This is a genomic window from Emticicia sp. GW821-FHT11C11, from assembly GCF_058808615.1.
Window position 1 is genome coordinate 1,081,431 of sequence record NZ_JBXARV010000002.1, and the last position, 13,475, is coordinate 1,094,905.

A 13,475-nucleotide genomic window follows, 5' to 3' on the forward strand; every position below is an offset into this window, starting at 1 on the left:
CCCGGGTCTGAGCACAAAGAGTAAGACAATGAACTTCAGAAATATTATCATATTTATGCTTATTGCCATGATTGGTCTGATAACCTTTCAATGGTACTGGATTGAAAATGCCATTTCGGTAAGACAGGAGCAATTTGACCGTAACGTGAACGATGCCCTGCAGGAGACTGTAAAGAAAATAGAGAAGCAAGAGATTATTTTTCTGGCCAATCAGAAAATGAAGATTGAAGAGCAGAAAAAACTGCTGGCTATTACCCAGAAAAAACAAGAGAAAAGACATACACCGAAACCTTCGAAAGTTGAACAACCCGAAGATTTCAGCCTAATGTTCAGACCGGAATCTCCGGTGTCTCCGATTCATGGCAGTGGCGCCAATATAGCCAATATATATAATCCTTCAGCCGCTACGGCGTCTACCTCCAAACGACGGAATGGCAGCAACACGGTTGCCGCTACAGATGTTTTCGGAGCAGTGCCTTCGTTTGAAATTCCTGTTCGCCAGATGGATCTGATCAAAGAAATGCTGGAAGAGCAAAACATGGTTCTCGAAGATTTGACCCAGCCCATTAAAAACAATCTTTTGCGTCAGAAAACCGCAGAAGACCTAATTAAGGAGTTCAATCGCCAGGTGCTTATCCTCGACAAGCACAGCCGTGAAAACCATCAGGTTTTAAGTATCGGTTCAGATGACAAAACAGGAAGTATTCTGAGTTTTGAATATTCTTATACTATCCCTTCTCTGGACAGCCTGAATCTGGCTCAGATGAAGCCCCAAAGACGAAGATCTCTTGAAAAACCCAGAGAAGATATTTCGACCTCAATCATTACCGAGCAGGAAAACATTGAACGAACCAAAAATAAAGCGGAGCTGGTAAAAGACGTTTTGACCGATGTGATTCATGGTTCGCGGAATATTCACGAACGCCTCGATCGTATTTCGTTAGATACTCTTCTAAAAAAGACATTGAAAAGCAAGGGTATCGCCATTCCCTATCAATATATTGTTAAGAACAATTCAAATATGATTTTTGCGTCTTTTGCCGAAAACGCTAATCCTAATTTCGTCAGAGACTCTTACAAGGCCCAGCTTTTCCCCAGCGACATGGGTCCTCAGAATCATTTCTTATATGTGTATTTCCCCGACACACAAGGATTCATTTTGCGAAACATGTGGACAGTTTTTGCCAGTTCTGTTCTGTTGATTCTGATGATTGGTGGTATTTTCTATACATCGGTGAATACGATGCTGAAGCAGAAAAAACTGGCCACGATCAAGAACGATTTCATTAACAACATGACCCATGAATTTAAAACGCCGATTTCGACGATATCTCTGGCAGTTGAAGTGATGAAAGACAATGAAGTGAAGAAAGATAACGGCAAGATGAACCGTTATCTGACTATTATTCAGGATGAAAACCGCCGGTTGGGCACCCAAGTAGAAAAAGTCTTGCAAATGGCGCTGCTGGATAAGGGCGATGTAAAGCTGAAACTGGAACATGTAAATATACACGAAACCATAGAACAGGTACTCCACAACCTGAGTGTGCAGATTGAACAGAAAAACGGAACTGTAGAGTTGGAACTGAATGCTGAAAATCCGGAAATTGAAGCAGACGATGTACATCTGACCAATATTATCTATAACTTGCTCGACAATGCCAATAAGTATTCGCCGGAAAATCCGGAGATTACAATTAAAACCGAGAATGTTGATGATTACCTGAAAATCTCTATTGCTGATAAAGGTATGGGTATGACCAAAGACCAGCTGAACAAGATTTTTGAACGTTTTTACAGAGTACCAACCGGAAACCTGCACGATGTAAAAGGCTTTGGGCTGGGGTTAAGCTACGTAAAGAAAATGGTTGAATCGCATCAGGGTATGATTCAGGTGGAAAGTAAACCCGGCGAAGGCAGCAGGTTTGAAGTATATCTGCCACTGAATGCCAAAAGAGTATAATATTGTCTTTACCAACTGTCTGATAAATGATTCAGCCGGTTTTTAACCGCCTTGTGCGTATAAACTATGAAAGTTTTATTGACGGAAGATGACCCCAATCTGGGCATGCTTTTACAGGAATATCTGAACGCCAAAGGTTTTGATACCGACCTGGCCAGAAATGGCGAAGAAGGAATCAAGATGTTTATTGAAAAAGGCAATTATGATATGTGCATCTGCGATGTAATGATGCCTAAAAAAGACGGGTTTTCTTTGGCGAAAGAAATACGTATGAAAGATAAAGAAGTGCCGATTATCTTCCTGACGGCAAAATCAATGAAAGAAGATACAATACAGGGCTTTAAGGTGGGGGGCGATGATTACATCACGAAGCCTTTCAGTATGGAAGAGTTGCTGATGCGTATGAAAGCCATCTTTCGCCGCATCAATAAGCAGGAGCCAGAGTCGCCGGCTTCAGCTTTCCAGATTGGCACTTATTCTTTCGATGCCCAGACCAACACTTTGTCGAACAATGGTAATCAGGCTAAGTTAACAACGAAGGAATCAGAACTACTGAAGCTTCTTTGCCAGAACAAAAATCAGTCTGTCAGCAGAAGTTTCGCTTTAAAGCTCATTTGGGGAGATGACAGCTATTTCAATGCCCGGAGTATGGATGTTTATATCACAAAACTACGGAAACATCTGAAAGAGGACACTTCCGTTCAAATCATGAATATGCATGGCGAGGGTTTTAAGTTGATTGTGGGATAGAAGAATTACCTGCATTAAAAAAGGGCTGTAAACAAAATTTACAGCCCTTTTTTAATAGCCCAATATTATAACTGTTTACGCAAGCGGGCAACAGGAATATTCAATTGCTCGCGATATTTGGCTACTGTGCGGCGGGCAATATTGTAGCCTCGTTTATTCAGTATCTTTTCGAGTTTATCGTCCGAAAGCGGTGAGTTTTTAGGTTCATTCTCTATCAACTCTTTTAGAATATTCTTCACTTCCCGGCTCGACGCATCTTCACCCGAATCAGTAGCTATGCCTTCAGAAAAGAAATATTTAAGCGGATAAATCCCAAAATCTGCCTGAACCGATTTACTATTTGCTACCCTTGAAACCGTAGAAATATCCATATCAATCCGATTCGCAATATCTTTTAATATCATGGGGCGAAGCTTGGACTCGTCACCATCCAGGAAAAACTCCCTTTGGTATTCCACAATAGCTTTCATAGTTTTTAGCAGTGTTTGCTGGCGTTGTTTAATGGCATCAATAAACCATTTGGCCGCATCCAGTTTTTGCTTTACAAAAGTTACTGTTTCCTTTATACTTTTGTGTTGTGCCGAACCATTTTTATCGGTTTTATCGTAGGTGTCCAGCATTTCTGCAAAAGAACGGCTTACGCGCAGTTCGGGAGCATTTTTAGAGTTAAGAATAACATCCAGCTTCCCATTGTTGTTGGTCACGATAAAATCCGCCATCAGATACGCCGCGGTACTATCTCCACTACCGTTATTACCCGGTTTCGGATTCAACCGTGTGATAATTCTAATGGCCTCTTTCATGGCTGTATCATCAATATCGAGACGTCTTTGAATCTTTTCGTAATGCTTCTTGGTAAATTCGTCGAAATAATCTGTAATTATCCTGATGGCAACCTGCACATCTTCGTCATCATGGTTCTTTCTCTCCAACTGCAATAACAGACATTCTCTTAGGTCTCTGGCACCTATACCGGCGGGTTCAAAAGTCTGGACTTTTTTTAAAATGCTTGCCAGTTCTTCTTCATTCGTATAAATGTTTTGCGTAAAAGCCATATCATTTGAGATTGACCGCAGGGGACGACGTATGTAGCCGTCTTCTTCAATACTGCCAATCAACTGCAAACCTATTGCTTCTTGTCTCTCGTCTAGTCCCAGATAGCCCAACTGTTGCACCAATGACTCCGCCAGTGTACTGGATGCCACTACGGGCATCACGTCTTTATCTTCATCTCCCCAGCCGTCTCCATACATTTTATAACCTGCGTAGTCGTCCTGGTCAAGGTATTGTTTTACGTCAAGTCCTTCATAGGTATCATATTCTCCGTAGTCATCATAATCATCGCTATAGTCATCATCATATTCATCTTTCACGCGGTCGTCCATATCTACTCCTTCTTCTAACGCCGGATTGATCTCGAGCTCCTCTTCTATTCTTTGGTCCAGCTCGGCCGTTGGTATCTGCAATAGCTTTATAAACTGAATCTGTTGCGGAGACAGCCTTTGTTGAAGTGATTGATTAAGACTTAATTTCTGCATTTACTACAAGCTTTTTTCTTTTATCTCCGTGTCATCGAGACACCTTCTCCACATTTTTCGTGCCAAAAAATGCGTGTTAATAATTAAAGGAATATGTTTTTTATCTAATGCGCAAACTTTCACTCAAAAAAAAATGTAATTCTCAGAAAACATATCACTAACTTGTTGATTATAAAGAGATTACCCGCTGCCAGGAAAATTCGTAAAAATATCACTCATTTTAAAAAAGATACCCCACAAGAACCTGTTGCCTTGCGGGGTATCATACCTGTTTTTACAGTGGTTTGCTTTTAAGCTATCGCTTCACTGGTTTCTGTCGACTTTTTCTTGTTTTTCCGGAAATACTTATCTCTTACCCTTTCATTGATATAGTACATACAAGGCACGATCACCAATGTAAGAATGGTTGAGAATGTAAGACCGAAAATGATTGTCCAGGCCAGAATACCCCAGAACACCGCACTGTCACCTCCGATAAAGATATGAGGATCCAGTTCAGTAAACAGCGTTACGAAGTCCATGCTTAAGCCTAAGGCTAATGGCACGAGACCCAATACCGCGGCAGAGGCTGTCAGCAATACCGGTGTCAGACGCACCCCTCCGGCTTCTATAATCGCCTGTTTCAACGGATACCCTCTTTCGCGTAACTCATCGGTAAACTCTATCAGCAGGATACCGTTTTTCACCACAATACCTGCCAGTGCAATGATACCTACCCCAGACATAATAATCGAGAATGTCATACCAAACGCCATGAAACCAAGGAATACGCCAATGAACGACAACAGGATAGTAACGAAAATAATGATTGGTTTTACTACCGAGTTGAACTGTGTTGCCAGAATCAGATAGATCAGCAATACCGCTGCGCCTAAAGCGCCCATCAAAAATATCATCGACTCCATTTGCTCTTCCTGTTCACCACCCATTTTCACAGAGTAGCCACTCGGAACGGTCATCCGGTCAATTACTTTACTTTGTATTTCGGCAACTATTTCGTTCGCATTGTAACCATTCAGTACTTCTGAACCCAGCGTGATGATTCTGGACTGGTCTTTACGGTTAATCTGGCTAAATGTTGTTGAATAACTGATATTGGCAATTGAGTTTAAAGGTACCTGACGCAACGTACCACCCATGTTCATATCACGGTAAGTGATATTCATGCTGAGTAGTTTTTCAATCTGGTTACGGTCATTTTCTTTCAAACGCAATTGTATCGGATACTCATCCTTATCGTCTCTGAACTTCGATATCTCTGCTCCAAATAAGGCAGTACGAACAGCCAATGCCACCTGCGATGTACTGATACCCTCGCGTTGTGCTTTTACCTTATCAACATCTATGATAATTTCGGGCTTATTAGTAATCAGGTCAGACTTTAATTCTTCAATACCTTTGATACCCTCTTTTTCAATATTCTTACGGACTTCTTTCTCCAGCTGAATCAACTGATTGAAATCATCTCCCATAATTTCAACTGAAATAGGTTTACCGGTCGGAGGCCCGTTGTTTTCACGTTGAACCGAGATTTCCGTTCCCGGAATACCCTTAATCTCGTTTCTCATTTCTTCCAGAAGTTTCGCTGATGAAATTTCACCGCGCTCTTCTTTCTTCACAAAGGCAACCGTTACCTTCGATTTTTGCGGCGTTGCAGAACGATCAGGGTTAAACGGATCCCCGGCATTTTTACCCACGTTAGAAATAACCGAGTTGATGGCCGCCTCTGCTTTGTTTTTCTTAATCACGCCAAATACCTTGTTCTCGATTACTTTCGTCACCGAGTCGGTTACCCGGGCATCGGTACCTACCGGCATAACGTTGTATACATAGATATAGTCAGGCTCGCCACTAGGGAAGAAAATCACTTTTGGCTGAACGATTCCGAGCATCACAAATGTAAAAATCAACAAGCCAAACATACTGATTACGGCAAATATCGGACGATACCCTGTTATAATCCATGCAATAAGTTTTCTATATGCATTTTTAAAACGTGGCAAGGCACCATCCTGAAACGGTATAATCACTTTCGGTGTCAATACAAAGTGGTTGAATGCATACAGTATGGCCATCAACACTATGAAGTTACCTATACCAACATTTATCAGGTAGCCCGGCACCGCAACTATCGCCATAATAATAAGCGGACGACGGATAGACTTGAAGGTAGTATCTTCATGCTGCTCATCTTCATGACGGCGCATGAACGACATCGCAAAAACCGGGTTAATTACGTATGCTACGATTAACGACGCAAAAAGCGTATAAATAAGTGTGATCGGAAGAAACTTCATGAACTCGCCCACAATACCCGGCCAGAACAATAGCGGGAAGAACGGTGCAATGGTTGTTAGCGTACCTGACAATACAGGAAGGAACACCTCTGATGCCGCCAGACTCACCGCTTCTTTAATGCTCAGATTCTTGAACCGGTTAAATAACCGGTGAGAGTTTTCAATAACTACAATGGCGTCGTCAACCACGATACCCAAACCGAGCAAAAAGGCGAAAAGCACGATGGTGTTCAGGGTAAAACCCGAGAACCACAACGGGATAAACGCAATTAGCGCTGAAAGCGGTACAGATAGCCCTACGAAAACCGCATCTCTCACACCCATAAAGAACATGAGCACGATTACCACGAAAATAAACCCTAAAACTACCGTATTAATCAAGTCGGCAATTTCACTTTTCACACGCTCTGAGGTATCGGCAGTAATTCTTGCTTCTAATCCTCTCGGGAAACGTTCTTCACGATATTTCTCCAATAACTGCTCAATACGCTCCGACACATCTATTACACTTGCACCGGCTCTTTTAATTACATTGAGTGTTACAACACGTTTACCATCCAGACGGGCAAAATCCTGTTGTTCTTCGTGGCTGTCAACTACATCGGCTACGTCACCCAGTCTTACTGTTGCACCGGTAGAACTGCGAATCTGCACGTCCTGAATCTGATATACATCTTTGAACTCTCCTTTTACACGAATCGTCCGGCGAACGTTGTCTACATTCAGGTCACCACCCGAAATGTTGATGTTTTCTCCCTGAATAGCCGATTGTATGTCATAGAATGTCAAACCGGTCGACTGCATTTTGTATAAATCCAGATTTATCTGAATTTCTCTGTTCAGGGTACCTACAATATCTACTTTCGTGATTTCAGGATATGACTCGATGTCATCCTGTAATTCTTCAGCGTAATCTTTTAATTTTTCAAGAGGGAAATTACCCGCCAAGTTGATGTTCATGATCGGAAACTCCGAGAAGTTTACGTCCTGAGCCGTTGGGCCGCTATCCAGCGCCTGTGGCAAGTCTCTTCTGGCTTTGTCGATGGCATCACGCACACGTTGCAAAGCAGCTTCAACCTGCACATCAGGATTAAATTCTATCAGAATAACCGAAACATCCTGTAGTGCATTTGATTTTATGCGTTTTACACCGCTTATGGTCTTTAACTGCTTTTCAATCGGTTTGTTGATTACGTTTTCTACGTCAGACGGTGTCGTACCGAAGTAGATAGTCTGTACGTAAATCTGCGGTACTTTGATATCCGGAAACTGCTCCTTCGGAAGGTTGAAGTAGATACCTAAACCAGACAGAAATATCATTACCGTGAAAATGTAGACCGTTGTCTGGTTGCTCCCCAGCCATCTAATCATATTATAAATCATTCCACTACCATGCGGAAGATCCTGTTTTTGTAAATTGTCTTTTTCCATAATCCAAAACCACTGAAGGCTTTTATGATTTTTTTGAATTTTTTGATTTGAAGACTCCGAAAAGTAAGAAGGCAGATAAAGCCGCCCTCTTAACTTTTTCGTTCCTGATTAGAAGCTAACGGGTTGGCCGTCCACTAAATCCTGATACCCCTGTGTGATTAGTAAATCACCGGTTTGTAATCCTGATACAATTTCAATGTCGCCACCATAAGTAAGTCCGGTAGTGATTTTACGGCTACGCGCTAGCCTTTTCCCACCTTCTGTTACCGCCACGTATACAATATTGCCGCTCTCATCCTGTTGAATAAGGTTTCTATTGATAATAATGGCATTGCTCTTGTTCTGGTCGTTTACATTCATAACGGCCGTCATGTTCGGTTTCAACTGCGGATCAATTTTAGGAACTGATGCCTCAATAGTGAAAGTACGTGACGCCGGATTAACCGTTTGACTTACGAACGACAATTTAGCAGTAGTCTCTTTACCCAGATCAGGGAATTTCACGGTCACTACGTCTCCTTGTTTAATAGTACCTGCATAGCTGTCGGCCGCTTGTGCTACTACTTTCAGGTTATCTGAATTAACGATTCTCACAATGCCCAGCCCCGGAGCAGCCAGTTCACCAGCTCTCTGGCGGACTTCATCCACAAATCCGTTCATCGGTGCAGTAACTTTTGTCATCGCTAACTGGCTTTGTAAAGTAGCCAAACGTTTTTCAAGTGCTTCTACATTGCTTTTAGCCTGAATAAACTGTACTTCTGTACCAATCTTCTGATCCCAAAGGTTCTTTTGTTTGTTATAAAAAACTTTGGCCGTTTCCAGTTGTACCTCAATTTCCTGAAGAGATTGTTTCATTACCGAATTGTCGATAGTGGCAATGGTTTGTCCTTGTTTTATATAATCGCCTTCTTTTACAAACAGTTGCGTGATGGCACCACCCACTTGCGGAGAAACAAAAATGTTGTTTTTAGCATCTAATCTGCCTTGAAACTCAACAAAGTGTTGGAAGTTCTGTGCTGAAACGGGTGTAACGGTTACACTCAGCACTTTTTCTGCTTCTTGCTTAGGATCAAGCACTTTTAGTTCTGCTTGTAACTTCTGTATTTTCTCTGAAATCGTTTTTTCTTCTGCCTGTAGTTTGGCCAGTTCTTCTTTCTTCTGCTCTACGCCATTGCCACCACCTTTTGAGCAAGCCGAAACCAGTACAATAATAATTAAGGCAAAAGCTATATTCGAAAACTTTGTTTTGGTCCCGTAATTAATAAGAGATATATTTTTCATGCGAAATGTGTTTTATTAATGCTTGAAATCGTGATTGATTGTGAATAATGTTATGACTACTCTACAAATAATTTACCCATCGCTTTTTCGAGGTCTACTTTTGAGATTAGTACGTCGTACAAAGCTGCAAAATAGTTGGTCTGTGCCTCTTTCAATGCCGACTCGGCGTTTACAACCTCAATGTTGGTTCCGGTTCCGGCCTGATATTTGATTTTAGTAACTCTGATAACCTCCTGAGCCAGATCCAGATTCCTTTGTTGTATATTCAGACTCTCTAAACCGTTTTTCAGATTTATTTCTGCTGTTTGCGCCTGAAAATCGAAAGATTCACGCAGAAGCACCGCATTCTGGTCAATTTTGGTTAAAGCAATCTGCTGCTGTTGCATCTGAATTTTTCTAAGGCCGCTATCATAGATAGGTATGTTTATACCAAGGGTTAAAGCCGAAGAACCAAACCAGCGCTCAAAAGGATTAAATCTGGTATTACTATGCCCGGCACCGAACGACCCATTGAAAGAAAGCTTAGGAATACCTCCTTTTTGCGTACGCTCCATGTCCAACTGCGCCAGTTGTCTTTGCACCATCAGGGTCGAGTATTCAATACGGTTGTTGTATTCAACTGCCTGAGATTCTGTAAGCGCCAAGGTGTTAATATTGGTGTCAGACAATTTATCGGCCAATACAACTGGCCTATCCAGCTTGATACCCATCTGAAACTTAAGAAGTGAGTGGCTTAAAATTATCAGGTTTTTTACCTTCTGCGTTTCGGTCAAAAGATTATTGCGTTGCACTTCCAAGCGATCAAGGTCAATTTTCTCAATAAACCCTTGCTGATTCATGGCTTTCATTTCTTTGATCAATGAATCGATGCGGGCAATGTTCAAATCAAGAATCTTTGCTCTTTCTTCTGCTACCAAAACCGAATAATACGCTTTGGTGATATTCTCGGCAATGGCAATTTTAGAGTTAGTTACGCCTTTGCGTGCTAGATCGCGATACACCGGAGCGGCTTTCAGACCAACCAGCCAGGTGGCATCAAAAATCAATTGATTCACCCCTATACCGGTTTGTCCTGCCCAAGGCACACCAAACTTGAATTTGGTTACGGCGCCATCCGGAGCATTGGGGTCAAAGTTTTTGGCGTCTATCAGCTGCGTAGGAATGATGGCATTGTAGGTGTAAGAAAACTGCCCGTTTATCTGAGGCATACCAGACGCTTTGATTTGCTTGATTGTCAGCTCAGCTCCTATGATATCCAACTCGGCATTTTTTACGGATAGGTGGTTCTTTACTCCATACTGCACAGCTTCCTTCAGAGTAAAGGTCTGTTGGGCACTTGCGGTAACTCCACAGATTAGGAAAAAAACAAGGTATTTTATTCTCATATAGTTGATTGTTTTATTAAATTTATATGTGCTCAAGGTCGGCATCCTGCTTACATTTTTCGTAAAAATCCAAACCTTTCGAAGTCATGATTCCTCTTAAAAAATGATCAATGAGCGCTGTATGTACATCCATCTGATTAAAACTCTCCGGAGGGAAAACCTCACGGCTAAACGCAAACTCCACTTCTTCCAGTCGCAGGCGGGAAAGTATCTCAACGTTGATGTCTTCCCTGTAATACCCTTGTGTTATTCCTTCTCTCAGGTTTTGTTTAACTATTTCCAAAAAGTTAACCTTGTTGTATTCCTGAAATAGCTGCCATGTTTTAGGGTGATACTTTTTCAGATCATAAAACACGGCCGGATTAATGGTTGATGCTTGTTTGCGAAGCAACGTCGTTTCTTTAAAGACCTGTTCAATCGGGTTTGCCGAATCTTTATATATCCGCTCAGACTCTTCTATGTCGCACATCATATTCTGGCGTGCAATTTCATGAACGATCGAATCTTTGTCTTCGAAATTCTGATAAATCGTCTTTTTTGAAATGCCCAGTTCCGATGCAATGTCATCCATGGATACACTCCTGATTCCAAATTTCCGGAACAGCGCTTCGGCAGTCTTTAAAATTCTTTCTTGTATTTCCATTTACATTTTCTATGCTTCTTATATCATTATAGTAAGGTTATCTAAGCGAAGAAACTATGGAAACTTTTAAAAGGTTCAAAGTTTTTATAATTTTTTTTAGAACTCTTTTCGATGCACAAAAATGATAGCTGCCGATGTATTTGCCAATTGAATAATGATGAACCGCAAAAAATTGCTGATAAACTTATCTTTAAAGGATATAAAGCTGTTTTCGGTTAAATATCAAAACAATCCCTTTGTTTATATGCCAACAAAAAATTGCACTTTTTCTATGTGTGTTTCTGCGCTGTAAATCAAATAGTTAAAACTTTGCGGAAATTGCCCCTTATGTTGTAATTTTGCGTACTATTCCAGATTTCTCCTATCCGACCGATATTTCACATTTTTATTTACAACAACTTTGCCCTTAGAAGGCACCTGATTTTTAATGAGTTTCTATAAAAAATTTGTATTTCCCTATCTGACTCGTTACGATGCCGAGAAGATTCACTATGTGGTAATGGACGTCCTGAAGGCTGTCTGCAAAATTCCTTTCACCCCTTCTATTCTAAGATTAATTTTCGAAAAAAAAGATCGCAAACTGGAACGAAAAGTATTCGGCTTGCGCTTTAAAAATCCGGTAGGGCTGGCGGCCGGTTTCGATAAAAACGGTATCTGGACTGACGAGTTGACTAATCTTGGCTTCGGGTTTATAGAAATAGGCACTGTTACGCCCAGAGCCCAGATTGGGAATGACAAACCGCGGCTTTTCAGACTTAAACAGGACGAAGCGCTGATTAATCGTATGGGCTTCAATAATGAGGGGTCTTCGGCGGCAGCAAGTCAACTGCGTAAAAGAAAAACGAAGGTCATCGTCGGCGGCAACATCGGTAAAAACAAAACCACCGAAAACGATGAAGCGGTATATGATTACCTGAAAGCGTTTAATGACCTGTATCCATACGTAGATTATTTTGTGGTCAATGTTAGCTCGCCCAATACGCCGGGCTTAAGGGCTTTACAGGAAAAAGAACCCTTAAAATATTTATTAAAAGTATTAGAGCGCGACAACGGCCGAAAATCAAAGCCCAAACCTATTCTGCTCAAAATTGCTCCGGATTTGACAAACGAACAGTTGGATGATATCATCGAGATTGTAAAGGAAACCCGTATTTCGGGTGTTATTGCATCCAATACTACCATTAGCCGGGAAGGGCTAAGTACTGATAAAGAAGACGTAGAAACCATTGGCGCAGGTGGCCTGAGTGGCAAGCCTCTGGCTAAGCGTTCTACAGAAGTAATACAATATCTGTCTGAAAAATCGAAAAGAGCATTTCCTATTATAGGTGTGGGCGGTATTCACTCTGCCGAAGATGCCATCGAAAAACTGAAAGCAGGCGCCTCGCTCATTCAGATTTATTCCGGCTTTATTTATGAAGGCCCCGGCCTTGTCAAAGAAATCTGCGACGGAATACTCAAAGAAAAACTATAACATTATTTAATACTTATTGGTTATAACAAAAAAATCATTCGGCGCCCCAAATGATTTTTTTGTTTATCTGAACTATTTCAGTTGGTTTTTGTTTTCTATGTATATACATACAATGTAAAAACACGAATAAAAAAATTATAACTAATAAAACTATTACAACAATGGCAACATGGACTATTGATGCTTCTCACTCAGAAGTACAGTTTAAAGTAAGACATTTGATGATTTCAACCGTAACCGGAACTTTCGGTTCTTATGAAGGTACTGTAGAAACTACTAACGATAGCGATTTTGACGGAGCGAGTATCAAGTTTTCGGCAGATATCGACAGTATTTCGACAGGGCAAGAGCAAAGAGACGGACACCTGAAATCGGCCGATTTCTTTGATGCAGCCAGTTTCCCGAAACTTTCTTTTGTATCTGACTCTTTTGAAAAAGTAGATGATGAAAATTATACCTTAAACGGTGATTTGACTATACGCGGCGTATCTAAACCGGTAACATTGAAAGCTGAGTTTGGTGGTTTGATGACAGATTTTTACGGACAAACAAAAGCCGGATTTGAAATTGCAGGTAAGATTAACCGTCAGGATTTTGGTTTAGCCTGGAGCGCAGTTACAGAAGCAGGTGGTGTTGTGGTAAGTGACGATGTAAAACTGATACTGAATATTCAGGTTGTGAAAGGTTAAAAATGGCCTTCCCGCAGCTAAAATCAA

Annotated in this window: 9 protein-coding genes; 4 read left to right on the plus strand and 5 right to left on the minus strand. The window is 41.3% G+C overall.

Translation table 11 applies throughout. The features are described 5' to 3' along the window. The first annotated feature begins 28 nt into the window (after positions 1-28). Positions 29-1,963, plus strand: a complete 1,935-nt coding sequence (locus AC1RRY_RS14515; RefSeq protein WP_492819561.1) for a sensor histidine kinase — start codon at positions 29-31, stop codon at positions 1,961-1,963. A gap of 66 nt (positions 1,964-2,029) precedes the next feature. Then, positions 2,030-2,713 carry a response regulator transcription factor gene (locus AC1RRY_RS14520; protein WP_492819559.1) on the plus strand — a complete coding sequence of 228 codons (684 nt, stop codon included), beginning with the start codon at positions 2,030-2,032 and terminating at the stop codon, positions 2,711-2,713. Between the two features lie 65 nt (positions 2,714-2,778). Here the strand turns inward: AC1RRY_RS14520 and rpoN are convergent, their stop codons facing one another. From rpoN to AC1RRY_RS14545, 5 genes are all read right to left on the minus strand, one after another. Next, positions 2,779-4,251 carry an RNA polymerase factor sigma-54 gene (rpoN, locus tag AC1RRY_RS14525; RefSeq protein WP_492819557.1) on the minus strand — a complete coding sequence of 491 codons (1,473 nt, stop codon included), beginning with the start codon at positions 4,249-4,251 and terminating at the stop codon, positions 2,779-2,781. A gap of 290 nt (positions 4,252-4,541) precedes the next feature. Beyond that, positions 4,542-7,931 carry an efflux RND transporter permease subunit gene (locus AC1RRY_RS14530; RefSeq protein ID WP_492821295.1) on the minus strand — a complete coding sequence of 1,130 codons (3,390 nt, stop codon included), beginning with the start codon at positions 7,929-7,931 and terminating at the stop codon, positions 4,542-4,544. Between the two features lie 156 nt (positions 7,932-8,087). Further along, positions 8,088-9,260 carry an efflux RND transporter periplasmic adaptor subunit gene (locus tag AC1RRY_RS14535; protein ID WP_492819555.1) on the minus strand — a complete coding sequence of 391 codons (1,173 nt, stop codon included), beginning with the start codon at positions 9,258-9,260 and terminating at the stop codon, positions 8,088-8,090. A 56-nt stretch (positions 9,261-9,316) separates the two neighbouring features. Then, a complete protein-coding gene (locus AC1RRY_RS14540) occupies positions 9,317-10,645 on the minus strand; it encodes a TolC family protein (protein ID WP_492819549.1) in 1,329 nt (442 codons plus the stop codon). 22 nt (positions 10,646-10,667) lie between these two features. Beyond that, positions 10,668-11,288: a TetR/AcrR family transcriptional regulator gene (locus AC1RRY_RS14545; RefSeq protein ID WP_492819545.1), complete on the minus strand. Its 621-nt coding sequence runs from the start codon at positions 11,286-11,288 to the stop codon at positions 10,668-10,670. A gap of 427 nt (positions 11,289-11,715) precedes the next feature. Between AC1RRY_RS14545 and AC1RRY_RS14550 the strand changes: the two genes are divergently transcribed. Further along, positions 11,716-12,759, plus strand: coding sequence for a quinone-dependent dihydroorotate dehydrogenase (locus AC1RRY_RS14550; RefSeq protein ID WP_492819543.1), 1,044 nt, complete (start codon positions 11,716-11,718; stop codon positions 12,757-12,759). Positions 12,760-12,920: 161 nt separating this feature from the next. Beyond that, positions 12,921-13,448 (plus strand): YceI family protein, encoded by a 528-nt coding sequence (locus tag AC1RRY_RS14555; protein WP_492819541.1) that lies wholly within the window; start codon positions 12,921-12,923, stop codon positions 13,446-13,448. The last annotated feature ends 27 nt before the right edge of the window (positions 13,449-13,475 follow it).